Origin of the sequence: Stenotrophomonas sp. NRRL B-14846 (assembly GCF_050473585.1) — a bacterium.
Taxonomy (GTDB): Bacteria; Pseudomonadota; Gammaproteobacteria; order Xanthomonadales; family Xanthomonadaceae; genus Stenotrophomonas.
In genome coordinates, this window is the sequence record NZ_JBFLUN010000022.1 from 3,951,095 (window position 1) to 3,966,210 (window position 15,116).

14 protein-coding genes are annotated in these 15,116 nt (G+C 67.8%); 7 read left to right on the forward strand and 7 right to left on the reverse strand.

The window, feature by feature from the left end:
* Positions 1–38: 38 nt before the first annotated feature.
* Entirely contained in the window at positions 39–677 is a 639-nt protein-coding gene (gene eda, locus AB1281_RS20335; RefSeq protein WP_119007389.1) for a bifunctional 4-hydroxy-2-oxoglutarate aldolase/2-dehydro-3-deoxy-phosphogluconate aldolase, read from the reverse strand.
* A gap of 116 nt (positions 678–793) precedes the next feature.
* Positions 794–1,384: a cysteine dioxygenase family protein gene (locus AB1281_RS20340; RefSeq protein WP_049446792.1), complete on the reverse strand. Its 591-nt coding sequence runs from the start codon at positions 1,382–1,384 to the stop codon at positions 794–796.
* Between the two features lie 240 nt (positions 1,385–1,624).
* On the opposite strand from AB1281_RS20340, the gene AB1281_RS20345 reads away from it, so the two are divergent.
* The gene (locus tag AB1281_RS20345; protein ID WP_430346819.1) at positions 1,625–2,680 is read left to right on the forward strand and encodes a LacI family DNA-binding transcriptional regulator; all 1,056 of its coding nucleotides are present in this window, start codon (positions 1,625–1,627) and stop codon (positions 2,678–2,680) included.
* A 106-nt stretch (positions 2,681–2,786) separates the two neighbouring features.
* Here AB1281_RS20345 and phhA read toward each other — a convergent pair whose 3' ends face one another.
* Positions 2,787–3,680 (reverse strand): phenylalanine 4-monooxygenase, encoded by an 894-nt coding sequence (gene phhA, locus AB1281_RS20350; protein WP_075675766.1) that lies wholly within the window; start codon positions 3,678–3,680, stop codon positions 2,787–2,789.
* Between the two features lie 125 nt (positions 3,681–3,805).
* Here phhA and AB1281_RS20355 point away from each other — a divergent pair, with 125 nt between their 5' ends.
* On the forward strand, positions 3,806–4,291 hold the full coding sequence (locus AB1281_RS20355) for an Lrp/AsnC family transcriptional regulator (protein ID WP_049446786.1): 486 nt from the start codon (positions 3,806–3,808) through the stop codon (positions 4,289–4,291).
* Positions 4,292–4,330: 39 nt separating this feature from the next.
* Here the strand turns inward: AB1281_RS20355 and AB1281_RS20360 are convergent, their stop codons facing one another.
* Both AB1281_RS20360 and AB1281_RS20365 read right to left on the reverse strand, forming a co-directional pair.
* On the reverse strand, positions 4,331–5,323 hold the full coding sequence (locus AB1281_RS20360) for a patatin-like phospholipase family protein (protein WP_014035442.1): 993 nt from the start codon (positions 5,321–5,323) through the stop codon (positions 4,331–4,333).
* Positions 5,324–5,505: 182 nt separating this feature from the next.
* Positions 5,506–6,519 (reverse strand): TIGR00266 family protein, encoded by a 1,014-nt coding sequence (locus AB1281_RS20365; protein WP_075675765.1) that lies wholly within the window; start codon positions 6,517–6,519, stop codon positions 5,506–5,508.
* Between the two features lie 159 nt (positions 6,520–6,678).
* Here AB1281_RS20365 and AB1281_RS20370 point away from each other — a divergent pair, with 159 nt between their 5' ends.
* Complete coding sequence (locus tag AB1281_RS20370; RefSeq protein ID WP_430346820.1) at positions 6,679–8,949, forward strand: TonB-dependent receptor; 2,271 nt, start codon at positions 6,679–6,681, stop codon at positions 8,947–8,949.
* Positions 8,950–9,138: 189 nt separating this feature from the next.
* On the opposite strand, the gene AB1281_RS20375 is transcribed toward AB1281_RS20370, so the two are convergent.
* The gene (locus AB1281_RS20375; protein WP_430346821.1) at positions 9,139–9,978 is read right to left on the reverse strand and encodes an acid phosphatase; all 840 of its coding nucleotides are present in this window, start codon (positions 9,976–9,978) and stop codon (positions 9,139–9,141) included.
* Between the two features lie 260 nt (positions 9,979–10,238).
* On the opposite strand from AB1281_RS20375, the gene AB1281_RS20380 reads away from it, so the two are divergent.
* Both AB1281_RS20380 and AB1281_RS20385 read left to right on the forward strand, forming a co-directional pair.
* Positions 10,239–11,117 carry a hypothetical protein gene (locus AB1281_RS20380; RefSeq protein WP_014035446.1) on the forward strand — a complete coding sequence of 293 codons (879 nt, stop codon included), beginning with the start codon at positions 10,239–10,241 and terminating at the stop codon, positions 11,115–11,117.
* An 11-nt stretch (positions 11,118–11,128) separates the two neighbouring features.
* Positions 11,129–12,337 (forward strand): DUF4785 domain-containing protein, encoded by a 1,209-nt coding sequence (locus AB1281_RS20385; RefSeq protein WP_430346822.1) that lies wholly within the window; start codon positions 11,129–11,131, stop codon positions 12,335–12,337.
* Positions 12,338–12,478: 141 nt separating this feature from the next.
* Here the strand turns inward: AB1281_RS20385 and AB1281_RS20390 are convergent, their stop codons facing one another.
* Positions 12,479–13,300 carry an ABC transporter ATP-binding protein gene (locus AB1281_RS20390; protein ID WP_430346823.1) on the reverse strand — a complete coding sequence of 274 codons (822 nt, stop codon included), beginning with the start codon at positions 13,298–13,300 and terminating at the stop codon, positions 12,479–12,481.
* Between the two features lie 151 nt (positions 13,301–13,451).
* Between AB1281_RS20390 and AB1281_RS20395 the strand changes: the two genes are divergently transcribed.
* Both AB1281_RS20395 and AB1281_RS20400 read left to right on the forward strand, forming a co-directional pair.
* Entirely contained in the window at positions 13,452–14,654 is a 1,203-nt protein-coding gene (locus tag AB1281_RS20395) for a DesA family fatty acid desaturase (RefSeq protein ID WP_430346824.1), read from the forward strand.
* The gene (locus AB1281_RS20400) at positions 14,651–14,983 is read left to right on the forward strand and encodes an EF-hand domain-containing protein (RefSeq protein ID WP_430346825.1); all 333 of its coding nucleotides are present in this window, start codon (positions 14,651–14,653) and stop codon (positions 14,981–14,983) included. The genes AB1281_RS20395 and AB1281_RS20400 overlap by 4 nt, the downstream gene beginning before the upstream one ends.
* The last annotated feature ends 133 nt before the right edge of the window (positions 14,984–15,116 follow it).

Below are 15,116 nucleotides of genomic sequence, written 5' to 3' on the forward strand. Positions count from 1 at the left end.
TGATCACGATCAAACCTTTGACGATTCGTGGAGCGGGTTCAGCTGGCCAGTACCGACGCCTCGCGGGCCAGGCGTTCGATCGCGTCCCAGTCGCGGGTCTGCAGCAGCGCCGGGGTGGTCAGCCACGAACCGCCCACGCACAGCACGTTGGGCAGGTGCAGGAACTGCGGCGCGGTCTGCGCACTGATGCCACCGGTCGGGCAGAACCGCACATCGGCGAACGGGCCGTGCCAGGCCGCCAGCAGTGCAGCGCCGCCGGCCTGCACCGCCGGGAAGAACTTGAAGGTGTCGTGGCCGTGCTCCAGGCCCAGGATCAGGTCCGAGGCGGTGGCCGCACCGGGCAGGTACGGCAGGTCGGCATCACGCGCGGCCGCATACAGCGCCGGTGTTGCACCCGGGGACACCGCGAAGCGCGCACCGGCCTGCTTCGCTGCGTGCATCTGCGTGGCGTTGAGTACGGTGCCGGCACCGATCACCGCATCCGGCACAGCCTCGACCATCGCCTTGATCGCATCCAGCGCCTGCGGCGTGCGCAGCGTCACCTCGATCACCGGGAGGCCGCCACGGAACAGCGCCTGGGCGACGTCGACCGCTTCATTCACATCTTCGGGGGTGTACACCGGGATCACCGGTGCCAGCTTCAACAGCGCGCGCAGGCGCGGATCAGCGCTGGACATCGTCTTGCTCCTTGCCCGACCGGGCATCGCGGATCGCTGCCGGGTCCGGCAGCGCAGCGGCGCATGATGCCACGTGGATCGCGAAGGTGCTGGCAGCGCCCTGCCCCGTGCCTGACTCAGGCGGGGTCGGCCTGCAGTGCCTGGATGCGGCGCTGGTACCAGTCGCCGCCGAGCGGGTCGAACACCGCCGAGCGCTCCATCTGCGCCTCGTACACGTGCACCGAGATCGCCAACGCGTCATCGCTGGCGTTGCGCAGGGTGTGGTACTCGTGCGGCGGGATCAGGCTGCCGGCACTGCCGCAGCCCCCGCGCAGCGCGGCGTGGCGGTGGAAACGCCAGCGCTCGCCGGCGCGCTCCAGCAGCTCGTAACGGGTGATCTCCAGCTCGCCCAACCACACTCCCTCCACACACCACATGGCATCGTGGTCGTGCAGCGGCGTGCCCTGCCCTGGGCCCCAGCTCATGGCAATCACGCTGTAGCCGTGTTCGCGGCTGTGGTACAGCGGACGTCGCGCGTAATGATCACTGACCGGCCGATGCACGCATTCGGGCAATTCGATGCGGCTGTCGGTTATGGCTTCCTGCAGCGCCAGCTGCAGGTCGGCGGTGATGCGCCCGGCATCACCGGAGGTCATCGCCGCGTCGACCGCGGCGATCAACCGGTCGCGGCCACGGAACGGCGGAAACGGAGAGGTCTGCAGGTCCATGCACCTGACTGTAGCGGAGCATGGTTAAGGGAATGTTGGCGTTCGCGCGCGTCGCGTCCGCATTCAGGGTGAACACGCGCGGAAGAACGGTTCAGATGCAGAGGCAGTAGAGCGATCACAATGGAACCTCGCGCAGCAAAACGTGTCGAACACGACACGATTCAGATCCGCTGCGACATTCCGCAACTTCGCGCCCGACGGGCGCAAGGCTAGAATTCTCCGACTTACCTGGTTCTATACATGTCAGTGCGAAATATTAGCGATGCCGCGTTGCCGGCATCGAAGGGCAAGGCTGCCACGATCAACGACATCGCACGACTGTCGGGAGTTTCCAAGAAAACGGTTTCAAGAATCATCAACAACTCGCCGCTGGTGCGCAAAGACACCCGCGACAAGGTCGAGGCGTTGATGCGCGAGGTCGGTTACGTGCCCGACCCGCTGGCGCGCGGACTCGCGTTCCGCCGCTCCTTCCTGATCGGCCTGGTGTACGACGACCCCGGTGCCCAATGCATTGTCGACCTGCAGCACGGCGCGCTGGAAGCGCTGCGCGGCACCGGCTATGAGCTGGTGGTGCACCCGTGCAACAGCCAGGATCCGGACTGTGCGGACGGCGTGCGCCGCTTCGTGCAGCAGCAGAAACTGCATGGCGTGATCCTCGGCCCGCGCGCCTCCGAGTCGGTGGCGCTGGCGCAGATGCTGGACGCGATCGACTGCCGCTACATCCGCATCAACGCGCATGCATCGGAGGAAGACGTGCAGGCGGTGGTCACCCACGATCGCGACGGTGCCGCTGCGGCTGCGGGCTACCTGCTCTCGCTGGGCCATCGCGATATCGCGGTGATTGCGGGTCCGGGGGATCGCCGTAGCGCACGCGAGCGTACCCATGGCTTCCTTGATCGACTGGCGCAGGTCGGCTTGACCCTGCCGGGTGAACGCGTGCTGGAAGCGGGCGATACGTTCGAGTCGGGCGTGCATGCCGCCGAACGGCTGCTGATGGGCGGACAGCGCCCCAGCGCGATCTTCGCCGGCAACGACGAGATGGCGGCTGGTGTGTACCAGGTGGCATTGCGTGCCGGCATCGCGGTGCCGCAGCAGTTGTCGATCGTCAGCTACGACGACAGCCCGCTGGCATCGCGGCTGTGGCCGCCGCTGACGTCGGTGCGCCGCCACGTCTCCGACATCGGCCGCATGGCGGCGGCGATGCTGGTGCAGACCGACGTACCGGAGGCGCCGACTGCGGCCAGCGTGCATCCGCAGCTGATGGTGCGCGGTTCCTGCCGGGCCGTGGACGGCTGAGTGCCCTGCCCTCGCCTGCGTCGTCGCGGCAGGACGGTGCAGGCAACAACGAAAACGGCGCACCAGGGTGCGCCGTTTCCACTGTGAGGCAGTGTGCGTTACGCGCTTACACGTCGCCGCCGTCGGCCCAGCCTTCACCCGTGCCCTTCTGGAACACGCGGTCATCGCCCTGCACCTCGCCGGCCGGCAGATGCGCCTGGTCGGCCAGTGCTGCATAGATCGGGGTGAAGTCCGGTGACGTCGCCTGCATCAGCTGTTCGAAGCTGTCGATGACGAAGTAGGTCTTCTGGAAGGTGTCGATGCGGTACTTGGTGCGCATGATCCGCTGCAGGTCGAAACCGATGCGGTTGGGCGCGGCCGACTCCAGCGAGTACAGCGATTCGCCCTTCGACGACACGATGCCGGCGCCGTAGATGCGCAGGCCGTCGGGCGTATCGATCAGGCCGAACTCCACCGTGTACCAGTACAGGCGGGTCAGGTTCTGCAGCGCATCCGGGCCGATCGCGTGGGCTTTGACGCCGCCACGGCCGTACGCCTCCATGTAGTCGGCGAACACCGGGTTCATCAGCAGCGGCACGTGGCCGAACAGATCGTGGAACAGGTCCGGTTCGGCGATGTAGTCGATCTGGTCCGGGCGACGGATCCACCAGGTCACCGGGAAACGGCGGTTGGCCAGGTGGTCGAAGAAATCCAGTTCCGGCAGCAGGCCTTCGACGCCGACCAGGGTCCAGCCGGTAGCGGCGCCGAGCACTTCGTTGAGCTGGTCGAAGCGCGGAATCATGTGCGCGCTCATGCCCATCTCATCCTGCGCGTCCAGGAACTCCTGGCAGGCACGGCCGACCAGCAGCTCGCGCTGGCGCTGGTACAGCGTGCTCCAGGTGGCGTGGTCGTCGGCGCTGTAGGTGTCCCACGGCTGCTCGACGAGCGCGGTGGTATACACCGGCACGTAGCCCTTGTCGGTCTGCTGGTGTTCGACGCGGCGGGGCTGGGCGAGGTCCATGGGGCACTCCTTGACGGGATACCCACGATGCTAGGGCAGGGCGCGCGCAACAGGGTTGCAAAAGTTGCGTCGATTGGCCCTGTTGGCGCAATATCCTTGCGTACTCACCATGTTGCGGGGCAACAATGGCCGGAGAAGTCCAGTTCGATCGCACGGATATACGCCTGCTGGCTGAAATCCAGCGGGATGGGCGCGCCACCAACGCCGAGCTGGCGACGCGGGTGAACCTCTCACCCTCGGCCTGCCTGCGCCGCCTGCAGCGGCTGGAAAGCGAGGGCGTGATCGTCGGCTATGGCGCGCGGCTGGAACCGCGCCAGCTGCGCCTTGGCCTGCAGGCCTTCGTGCGCGTGCAGCTGGAAAAACACGACCAGGCCGCCATCGGCCACTTCGTGGACAGTGTGCAGGGCTGGGATGAGGTGGTGGCCTGCCATGCGCTGACCGGCGACATGGACTATCTGCTGCACGTCTACGTGCGCGACCTGGAGCATTTCTCGCACTTCCTGCTGGACCGGCTGCTCAACGCCGGTGGCGTGGCCGATGCCAATTCCAGCTTCGTGCTGCGCACGGTGAAGGGCTTCCAGGCGTTGCCGTTGTCGCAGCTGGAGCCCTGAGCGGCCACCAGGCATGCCCGGTGGCCTGGCATCAACGGATCAGCACTTGTCCTTGCGGCCCATCAGCTTGCCCAGGCGCGAGGCTTCCTCGCACTTCGGTGCGGCCACCGGCGCCGGTGCTGCGGCGGCGGCGCGCGCGCGCTGCAGCTGCTGGATCTTCGCGCGGATCTGCGGCATGGCCGCCATCGCGGCCTTTTCGCCTTCCAGGATCGCGGTGCCGCGCTGGCTGAAATCGGCAGCGCCGATGTCCAGCACCTTCGGGCGGATGACGATGTCGGCGCGCGCCAGTTCCTGCTCGCCCAGGCGCTGTCCCATGATCGAGATGGACTGGTTGACGATGCCCAGCATGTCCGTCGGTGCCTTGCCGCTGGCCTTGCTGGAGATGTCCACGGCGATCACGAAGTCGGCGCCGAGCTGGCGCGCGGCATCCACCGGCACCGGGCTGACCACGCCGCCGTCGATGTAGTTGCGGCCGCCGATCTTCACCGGCTCGAACACACCGGGGATGCTGCTTGAAGCGCGCACCGCCTGGCCGACGTTGCCGCGCACGAAGATCGAGCGCTCGCCGGTTTCCAGCTGGGTGGCAACGGCGGCGAACGGTTTCTTCAGGCGCTCGGCGGGACGGTTGGCGACCTGTTCGTTGACGTAGTCCTGCAGCTTCTGGCCCTGCACCAGGCCACCGGAGAACAGGCGTACGTCGCGGATGCTGGCTTCGTCCAGCGCGACCGCCTTGCTCTGCATCTGGAAGGCGTCCATGCCGCTGGCATACAGCGCACCGACCACGCTGCCGGCGCTGGTGCCGGAGACCACAGCCGGCTCGAAGCCGTTGGCTTCCAGCATCTTGATCACGCCGATGTGCGCGAAGCCCTTGGCTGCGCCACCACCGAGAGCGATGCCGATCTTGATCGGCTTGGCCTGCGGCACCACGGTCGGCGCCGGCGGCGGCGTGGGACGGACCGGGTCGCCACCGCAGCCGGCCAGCAGGCCGATCAGGGCGACGGACAGCAGCATGCGGGGGCGGAACAGGCTCATCGGCAGTGCGCTCGCGGCGCCGGATTCAGGAAAGGGCGCCAGCATACCGAAGCCATGGCGGTGCGGGCAGGGTGGGGGAGATCCCTATTCATGAAGGTAGTGCCGGCCGCTGGCCGGCAACCATTGGGAAACTGGCAACGGTCCACGGGGTTGCCGGCCAGCGGCCGGCACTACCGGGGTGGTCAGAACCGGTTGTCGCCGTCCAGCATCCGGCCCAGGCCGCCCAGCACCGAGCCTTCGCCGCGGCTCTGGCCACCGCCCTGCGGCGCGGCCATCCACATGCGGCCGGCCAGGCGCGAGAACGGCAGCGACTGCAGCCAGACCTTGCCCGGGCCGGTCAGCGTGGCCAGGAACACGCCTTCGCCGCCGAACAGCATGCTCTTGATGCCGGCCACCCGGCGCACGTCCATGTCCACGCTGGAGTGGTAGGCCACCACGCAGCCGGTATCCACGTCCAGGCGTTCACCCGCGGCCAGCTCGCGCTCGATCACGCAGCCGCCGGCATGGATGAAGACCCAGCCGTCGCCTTCCAGTTTCTGCATGATGAAGCCCTCGCCGCCGAACAGGCCGGTCATGATCTTGCGCTGGAACTGCACGCCGATCTGCACGCCACGTGCGCCGGCCAGGAAGCTGTCCTTCTGGCAGATCAGGCGGCCACCGTGCTGGTCCAGGCGCATCGCCAGCACCGTGCCGGGGTAGGGCGCGGCGAAGGCGACCTTGCCCTTGCCGTGGCCGGTCTGGGTGTAGACGGTGGCGAACAGGCTCTCGCCGGTCAGCACACGGCGGCCGGCCGCCATCACCTTGTCCATCAGGCCGCCGCTGCTGGCGGCGCCGCTGCCGAACACGGTGTCCATCTGCACCGTGGCGTCCTTGAACATCAACGCGCCTGCCTCGGCCACCGCACTTTCGCCGGGGTCGAGCTCGATCTCCACGAACTGCATTTCATGGCCGACGATGCGGAATTCGATGTCGTCGGCACGATTGCCGGCGGTGTTGGAAGGAACCGGCGGCGGGGTTGGCAGGCCCGCGCCCGGCGCACGCAGCTCGGCCACCTCGGCGGTCGGCGTCCAGCCCGCCATGCCCTGGCACCAGGCCAGCGCGCGCGGGTTGGCCTGCGCATAGCGGCGCGCGGCCTCGTCATCGAGGGGTCCGACGCGGTCGGCCTGGGCGGAGGCATGGAAGTACCACTGGGTCATTGCGGCGGCTCCGCGGCGCTGGAAAACCCCGAGTCTAGCGAGCGCACCGGGGGCAGGGCGACGGGGCCATGAACGGCCGGCATTTGCGGGGCAGGTGCTGTATTGCAACAATTATCTGGTAGCGCCGTTTTACCACCCCTCCAAACACAGCCTACCGCCATGTCCCCGACCCGCACTTCCCGTGGCCGATTTCCGGTCGCGCGCCCCCTCGTTGCCGCTCTTTCCGCCCTGCTGCCGCTGGTAGCAGCCGCCCAGGAAACCCCCGCTGCCAAGGATCCGGTTGCCCTCGACACCCTGCAGGTGACCGCGCAGCGCCGCGTCGAGAACGCCAAGGACGTGCCGGTCGCGGTCTCCGCGATCCAGGGCGAGAAGCTGGATGTGCTCGGCTCGGCCGGCGATGACATCCGCTTCCTGGCCGCACGCGTGCCCAGCCTCAACATCGAGTCGTCCTACGGCCGTGCCTTCCCGCGCTTCTACATCCGCGGCCTGGGCAACACCGACTTCGATCTCAATGCATCGCAGCCGGTGTCGCTGGTGTACGACGACGTGGTGCAGGAAAGCCCGCTGCTGAAGGGCTTCCCGCTGTTCGACCTGGCCAACGTGGAAGTGCTGCGTGGCCCGCAGGGCACGCTGTTCGGCCGCAACACGCCGGCCGGCGTGGTCAAGTTCGATTCGGCGCGTCCGTCGCAGGATGCCGAAGGCTACATCCGCGTCGGCTATGGCAGCTACAACAGCTGGAACGTGCAGGGCGCCTACGGCGGCCCGCTGACCGACCGCTGGTCGGCACGCGTCTCGGCGATCTACCAGCGCCGCGATGACTGGGTCGACAACACCCGTGTCGGCGCTCCCAACAGCGGCTTCGAAGGCTACGACGAAGCCGCCGGCCGCGTGCAGTTCCTGTACGAAGGCGATGACTTCGAAGCGCTGTTCAACCTGCACAAGCGCAAGCTCAATGGCACCGCCCGCCTGTTCCGCGCCAACATCATCGAGAAGGGTGGCAACTCGCTGGTCGAGAACTTCGACCGCGACAAGGTGGCCAACGACGGCGTCAACTTCTCCGACCTGAAGACCTGGGGCGGCAGCGCGCGCCTGCAGTGGAACCTCGGCTCGGTGACCCTGCACTCGATCACCGGTTATGAAACCGCCGAATCGCTCAACCGCGGTGACATCGACGGTGGCTACGGTGCGGCGTTCCTCGGCGCCGGCAACTACGGCCCGGGCTTCATCCCGTTCTCGTCGGAGTCGGCTGACGGCCTGCCGCACCATCGCCAGTGGACGCAGGAATTCCGCATCGAGTCCAACGAGTGGGGCCGCTTCGACTGGCAGGCCGGCGTCTTCTACTTCGATGAAGACGTGACCATCAACAACTTCAACTACGACTCGCTGGCCCCGGGCAATCCGCAGACCGGCCACGTGGTGCAGAACCAGCGCAACAAGGCCTGGGCGGTGTTCGCCTCGGGCGACTTCGATGTCACCGACCGCTTCAAGCTGCGTGCCGGCGTGCGCTACACCCAGGACAAGAAGGACTTCAGCGCCAGCGTGCTGCAGGCCGTTCCGTTCGGTACCCCGGTCAGTGGCCCGTACCTGGCCAACACCGACGTCAACGACGTCAGCTGGGATCTGAGCGGCGTCTACAAGCTGACCGACGACATCAACGCCTATGCCCGCGTGGCCAAGGGCTTCCGCGCGCCGTCGATCCAGGGCCGCCTGGCCTTCGCGCCGGGCCTGTCGCAGGCCGATTCGGAGAAGGTGATCTCGTACGAAGCCGGCATCAAGGCTGATCTGTTCGAGCGCCGCGCGCGCCTGGGCCTGAGCGTGTTCCGCTACAACGTCGATGGCCAGCAGTTGATCGCAGTGGGCGGCACCAACAACACCGCCACCCTGCTCAACGCCGACAAGACCATCGGCCAGGGCGTCGAGCTGGACCTGGAGGCCTACCTGGCCGACAACGTCCTGCTGACCTTCGGCAGCAGCTACAACGACACCGAGATCAAGGACAAGAACCTGGCGGTGGCGATCTGTGGCGGTGGCTGCACCATCACCGACCCGACCACGGTGATCAACGGCCAGACCTATGCGCTGGTGAACGGCAACCCGCTGCCGCAGGCGCCGAAGTGGATCCACAACGCGACCCTGCGCGTGGGCTTCCCGCTCAGCGATGGCAGCGAGCTGTACGCGTACACCGACTGGGCCTACCGCAGCGCGGTGAACTTCTTCATCTACGAGTCGCCGGAATTCCGCGGCCGTAGTTCGCTGGAAGGCGGCCTGCGCCTGGGCTACAACTGGGATTACGGCCAGTACGACGTGGCGGTGTTTGGTCGCAACCTGACCAACCAGACCCGCGTGGTCGGCGCGATCGACTTCAACAACCTGACCGGCTTCCTCAACGAGCCGCGTACCTGGGGCGTGGAATTCACCGCGAAGTTCTGATGCGGTTGCTGCGTTGATGCAATGAAGAAGGGCCGGCGCAATGCCGGCCCTTCTGCTTTACACCCATCGGTTGCCGAATGGGGTCAGAGCCCTTTCCAGCGGAAAGGGATCCGACCCCGATGGCATCGGCATTCCGCGCTGGGGTCAGAGCCCTTTCCGAAGGGAAGGGCTCTGACCCCGGATCGCCGTTTACAGCGCGCTCTGCGGTCGGATCTTCAGCACCGCATTCTCGGTAGCGCAGTCGCGGCTGGAGTGCAGGCCGGCCTTGCGCGCTGCAGCGATCTCCTTGCGTGCGGCCAGCAGATCCTTGTTGAAGGCAGCGTTGTCATGCAGGCGGGCCACGGCGGCCGCGCCCATGAAGCGGCCTTCGAGGATGTCGCTCTGCCAGTGCACGTTGCACACCAGCCGGCTCTCGCCGTAGTTGCGGCCACGGGCCTGGATGGCATCGGCGCGGTCCGGTGCGATCTCCGACAGGATCAGTGCCCACGCCCAGCCGATCGAGGTGTGGCCGGACGGGTAGGAGCCGTTCTTGCGCAGGCCTTCCTCGTCCTTCGGCGAACAGGTCGGCTCACCGTTGACCATGAACGGGCGCGGGCGCTGGTAGTGGTTCTTGGCCGCCTTGGTGGCGGCACTGGCGTCGATCCGGCTGCGCTCGAGCAGGCGGTACAGCGCCGGGGTCTTCACCGCATCGACGTCGATGTCGGCGGCACAGGAGAAGTGGTTGGCGCCTTCGGGGAAGCCGAGTTCGGCATCGACGCCGGCCTGGGCGAAGCGCGGGCTGCCACGCAGTGCACGGGCTTCACGGCTGACCTGTTCGTCCAGGGCGAGGGCGGCCGAACCGGCGACCGGTGGTGCCGGCACCAGGTCGAGGCTGGCCGGTACCGCGCCCTTGTCGAGATAGCCCACCGCCTTGGTGGTGATGTTGGCTTCGACGGCGGTCGGCTTGGCGGCGGTGGCGGCGCAACCGGCCAGGGCCGCGGCAACGGCGAGGCCGAGCAGCGGGCGGGCAGGGTGGGAAATCAGCGACATGGGCAGGCTCCGGGCAGAAAACATCGCGCCATGATCGCAGCCCCCATACGACACCGCAGTGGCCATCGGTCATACGGCCAGACCCGGCATGGTCATCGGAGCAGTATGAAAAACGTCATCGACTGTCGTCAGTCTCCTGAATCCGGGCGCAGCGCACGGACTTTCACACGGCTGCGCCATGAGCATCGGCACAACGGTGATCGACAGGCCGTCCAGTTCCAGCCGGGTCGGGGGGATCCGCTGACAGAGGGAGAGAAGCGATGCGCAGCACCGCAACAGGAAGTACCGTCCTGGCCCTGCTCCTCGGGCTGGCAACCGCCCAAGCGCAGGCCGCCGACGTGGTTGGCGTGGCCTTCGTGCATGGCACCGGCGCGCAGACCAATGCCACCCAGGACTACTGGCAGCCGGCGATCATCGACACCGTGCGCCAGGGCCTGCCGAACAGCAGCAATTACGTCGTCATCAACTGTGACTTCACCCAGTACATGTGGAAGCCGGAAGCCGCCGGCTGCCTGGCCAACCAGTTGACCAGCTTCATCGACAGCCGTGGCATCACCCAGCTGGTGGTGATCACCCACTCCAACGGCGGCAACGTGATGCGCTGGATCCTGTCCAACCCGACCTACGACAGCCGCTATCCGAAGATCATCCGCACGGTGCGCAAGGTCAACGCACTGGCACCGTCTTCGGCGGGCACACCGTTGGCCGATGCGGTGCTCAACGGCAACACCTTCGAAACCTCGCTGGGCTGGCTGCTGGGCTACAAGAACGACGCCGTGCGCCAGCAGCAGGTGGCGAGCATGGCCACCTACAACGCGCAGAACCTGTACGGCACCGCGGGTCGCCCGGCGCTGCCCAAACCGTTCCGCGCCGTGGTCGGCAGCGACGTGGAATCGGCGGTGTGGGACAGCAACAGCTACTGCGGTGGCTACGCCGCCAATGTCGGCCTGGAGTTCACCCAGAACTGGCTGTCATCCTGCTCCGATGGCTTCCTGGAGTGCAGCAGCCAGAAGGCCGCCGGCACCACCTGGTTCACCGACAAGCAGCGCACCAAGGATGCCGAGCCGCTCAGCCACAACCAGAGCCGCCGCGAGTGCTTCGGCCTCGGCACGATCCTGCGCACCGACCTGGCCCAGTGAGGAAGACGACCATGACGAACCATTCCACTCTGCTGGCCAGTGCGGTGCTGGCCGCGCTGTCCCTGTCCCTGTCCACGGCGCAGGCCGCGCAGCCGCTGCAGGCCGTCCGCGCAGGCGATCAGGTGCCTGCCGCCCTGGTGGCCGCGCCGCTGCCGGCTGATGAAAGCGAACACGCGCCGCTGTCGTTTGCCTGGGCGCTGGACCCGGCACAGCCGCTGCAGGCGGCTACGCCGTATGCGTCGGTCAGCCGCAGCTACTGGCAGCAGGTCGATGGCACGCAGCTGCAGCGCGGCCTGGACCTGCCGCTGACGGCGCCCGATGCGGTGATCCAGCTGAGCCCGGCCGCAGGTGCCCGCGCAGTGCCGGCGAACACCCTGCAGGTGCGCGATCCGGCTGGCCGCAGCAGCGTGGCGCGCAGTGTCGATGCGCGCGCGCTGCAGGATGCCGGCATGCCGGTGGGTGATGGCAGCAGCATGCTGCGCACCGGCGCGACCAGTGCGGCTGGTGCGTACACCCTGCAGAGCGCACAGGCACAGGGCCGCTATGTGGTGCAGGTGCTGGAGCCGAACAGCCCGCTGCGGCTGGAAGTGCAGGCCAGCCAGGCGCAGGTGCTGGCCGGTGGCAACGTGCAGCTGCAGGCACGCCTGCTGGAAGACGGCGCCACCACAGCTCAGCTGGCATCGCGTCGTGGCGGCCTGGGCGGTGAAGCCCTGCTGGTCGCGCCGGATGGCCGCAGCTGGCCGCAGCGCCTGCTGCGCACCACCGATGGCAGCCTGCGCGCGCAGGTGCGCATCCCGGCCGATGTCGGTACTGCACAGGGGCTGTGGGAGCTGCAGGTGTTCGCCCAGGCCGATGGCGTGCTGCGCGATGGCAAGGTGGCCTTCGCGGTGGCACGCCCGACCGCGCGCTTCAGTGGCCAGGCGGCACCGGATCCGTCCAACCGCCAGGTGGCACTGCCGCTGCAGGTGGCCGCCGCAGGCCGCTATGAGGCACGGGGCACGCTGTATGCCACGGCCCGCGATGGCCAGTTGAAGCCGGTTGCGCAGGCACATGCGGCGGCGTGGTTCGATGGCCCGGGCGCAGGCCAGCTGGTGCTGCCGTTCGACCAGGCCGCATTGCCGACCGGCTTCGGTGCGCCGTACGAACTGCGCGACCTGCAGCTGCAGGACCAGAGCCGCATGGCCCCGATCGAGTCGCGCGCGCTGGCGTTGCGGTTCTGAGGAACTGCGGCGGGCCGGAACATCCGGCCCGCCGCCCCGCCTTCTGTAGAGCCGAGCCATGCTCGGCTGCTTCTGCTCGCGGCGAACGGCAGTCGAGCATGGCTCGACTCTACAGACGGCTACGGAAAGCGATGCGTCTGTCTATCCCGCGTACGCGGTCAGCCGGCCTTCCTGCTCGATCACCGTGATCGCGCCGCCGAACACCGCCGACAGCGGTTCGTTGCGCAGCAGCTCGGCGCGGGTGCCGTCGGCCAGTACGCGGCCGTCGCGGAGCAGTACCACCCGCTCGATCTCGGGAATGATCTCTTCGATGTGGTGGGTCACCAGCACCAGGGTGATGCCCTGCTGCGCCAGCACCCGCATGGTCGCCACCAGCTGCTCGCGGGCGACCAGGTCCAGCCCGGTGGAGGGTTCGTCCAGCAGCAGTGCCTGCGGCCGATTGACCAGCGCGCGGGCGATCAGCACGCGGCGGGTCTCGCCGGCCGACAGCTCGGCATAGGCGCGTTCGCGAAGGGACAGGGCGCCGGTCATCGCCAGTGTCTCGCCGACGCGCGTGCGCATGTCGGCGGTCACTTCGCGGAAGGCCGGCACCACGTAGCTGGCGAAGAAGCCGGACAGCACTGCCTGCTCCACGGTCAGCCCGGGCATGTCGGCCAGGTTGCTGCTGAGGTCGCCGGTGACGATGCCCAGCTGTGAGCGCAGCCGGTCCACCTGCCAGCGGTTCTGGCCCAGCACCTTCACCGCCACCGTGCCGTCGCCCTGGGCCAGCGGGTACAGCTCGCGGGTAATCAGCTTGATGAAGGTGGACTTGCCGCAGCCGTTGGGGCCGAGCAGGGCGGTGTGCTGGCCCTGTGCGATGCGCAGGCTGAGCCCGTGCAGCACCTTCACCTGGCCGCGCACCACGGTGGCGCGGTCCAGTTCGATCAACGGGGGCAGCCCCGCGACGGGCGGGGCGGCGGTCATGGCGCTGGCGCGTGGATCAAGGCTCGACAACTCAGGTCCCCAACTGTGAACGGTGCCACGGATGACGATGGGATTCATCGCCGCAGGGATGCAGTTTGCAACGCAAGCGCCCATCATGTCTGCCATCCCCGCGTCGATCCGGAGAGCTGCCATGCCTGATGCCCTGATGTCCCTGTTGACCGGTGGTGTGCTCGGCCTGGGCTGGTGGGCCATGCTGGCGGTGTTGCTGGTCTTCACCCAGATCACCATCTTCTCGGTGACCCTGTACCTGCACCGCAGCCAGGCCCATCGCGGGGTCGATTTCCACCCGGCGCTGGCCCATGTGTTCCGCTTCTGGCTGTGGCTGACCACCTCGATGATCACCCGCGAGTGGGTGGCCATCCACCGCAAGCACCACGCCAAGGTGGAGACCGAGGACGACCCGCACAGCCCGGTTACCCGCGGCATCGGCAAGGTGTTCTGGCACGGCGTGGAGCTGTACCGGGAAGCGCGCGGCATGCGCGCGGACATCGAGCAGTACGGGCGCGGCACCCCGGACGATGCGATCGAGCGCCACCTGTATACCCCGCACGCCACAATGGGGCCGGTGCTGCTGCTGGTGATCAACAGCGTGCTGTTCGGCCTGCCCGGCGTGGCCCTGTGGGCGATCCAGATGGCGTGGATCCCGTTCTGGGCCGCGGGCGTGGTCAATGGCCTGGGCCACTGGTGGGGGTACCGCAACTACGAGTCGGCCGATACCTCCACCAACCTCACGCCGTGGGGGTTCTGGATCGGTGGCGAGGAGCTGCACAACAACCATCATGCCTTCCCCAGTTCGGCGCGCTTCGCGATGCGGCGCTGGGAGTTCGACATCGGCTGGAGTGCGATCCGCCTGCTGCAGGCGCTGCGCCTGGCCAGGGTGCTGCGGGTGGCGCCGGCCATGGACGTGCGCCCGAACATCGCCGTGCCCGATGCCGAGACCCTGAAGGCACTGCTGTCGCACCGCTTCCAGGCGATGACCGATTACCAGCGCAATGTGTTCATGCCGGCCCTGCGCGAGGAAGCCGTGCAGGCCGGGGCCAAGCTGCGCCGCCTGCTGCCACGCCGGCTGCGCCGTGGCCTGGTCAACGATGGCCGCTGGCTGAAGCCGGACAGCCGTGCCCAGCTCAGCGCATGGGTGGAACAACGGCCGCGCATCCGCACCCTGGTCGAGTACCGCGGGCGATTGGCCGCATTGCTGGAAGCCCGCGGCCACGATGCCGCCGAGCGCCTGCATCAGCTGCAGGCCTGGTGCCGCGAGGCCGAGGAAAGCGGTATCGCGGCGTTGCAGGCCTATGCCGCACGCTTGAAGGGCTACAGCCTGGTGGGCGCGTGAAGGCAGGGTACGGGCTTCTGCTGGCGGCGCTGCTGCCGGGCACGGCGCTGGCCCAGGTCACCGACACCGCCAGCTATCTGCAGCGGATGGACAGCGATGGCGACGGCAGGGTCAGCGAGGCCGAGTACGTGCAGTGGATGCTGTATGCCTTCGACCGCATGGACCGCAATGGTGATGGTGTGCTGACGGCCGAGGAGCTGCCCGGTGGCAAGGGCAGGGCGATCAGCCGCGAGCAGCAGCGGCAGGTGATCGTGCAGCGCTTCCACAAGCAGGATGCCAACGGTGATGGCTTCTTGGATGCGCGCGAACTGGCGGCGCCTCCGCGCTAAAGATTCCCGTAGTGCTGCCGATGGTGGGTTCGACGCGATCCCGGGTACCGGTCGATCCGCACGGGTAAGGCGAGCTGGCATGTCGACCGCGATGGATCGCGGTAGGGGGAAGGACATGGAAGGGAGTGCTGTG

Bases quoted from the DNA above. Each gene is read 5' to 3' on its own strand.
- eda (WP_119007389.1), bottom strand. From the start codon at position 677: ATGTCCAGCGCTGATCCGCGCCTGCGCGCGCTGTTGAAGCTGGCACCG.
- AB1281_RS20340 (WP_049446792.1), bottom strand. From the start codon at position 1,384: ATGGACCTGCAGACCTCTCCGTTTCCGCCGTTCCGTGGCCGCGACCGG.
- AB1281_RS20345 (WP_430346819.1), top strand. From the start codon at position 1,625: ATGTCAGTGCGAAATATTAGCGATGCCGCGTTGCCGGCATCGAAGGGC.
- phhA (WP_075675766.1), bottom strand. From the start codon at position 3,680: ATGGACCTCGCCCAGCCCCGCCGCGTCGAACACCAGCAGACCGACAAG.
- AB1281_RS20355 (WP_049446786.1), top strand. From the start codon at position 3,806: ATGGCCGGAGAAGTCCAGTTCGATCGCACGGATATACGCCTGCTGGCT.
- AB1281_RS20360 (WP_014035442.1), bottom strand. From the start codon at position 5,323: ATGAGCCTGTTCCGCCCCCGCATGCTGCTGTCCGTCGCCCTGATCGGC.
- AB1281_RS20365 (WP_075675765.1), bottom strand. From the start codon at position 6,519: ATGACCCAGTGGTACTTCCATGCCTCCGCCCAGGCCGACCGCGTCGGA.
- AB1281_RS20370 (WP_430346820.1), top strand. From the start codon at position 6,679: ATGTCCCCGACCCGCACTTCCCGTGGCCGATTTCCGGTCGCGCGCCCC.
- AB1281_RS20375 (WP_430346821.1), bottom strand. From the start codon at position 9,978: ATGTCGCTGATTTCCCACCCTGCCCGCCCGCTGCTCGGCCTCGCCGTT.
- AB1281_RS20380 (WP_014035446.1), top strand. From the start codon at position 10,239: ATGCGCAGCACCGCAACAGGAAGTACCGTCCTGGCCCTGCTCCTCGGG.
- AB1281_RS20385 (WP_430346822.1), top strand. From the start codon at position 11,129: ATGACGAACCATTCCACTCTGCTGGCCAGTGCGGTGCTGGCCGCGCTG.
- AB1281_RS20390 (WP_430346823.1), bottom strand. From the start codon at position 13,300: ATGACCGCCGCCCCGCCCGTCGCGGGGCTGCCCCCGTTGATCGAACTG.
- AB1281_RS20395 (WP_430346824.1), top strand. From the start codon at position 13,452: ATGCCTGATGCCCTGATGTCCCTGTTGACCGGTGGTGTGCTCGGCCTG.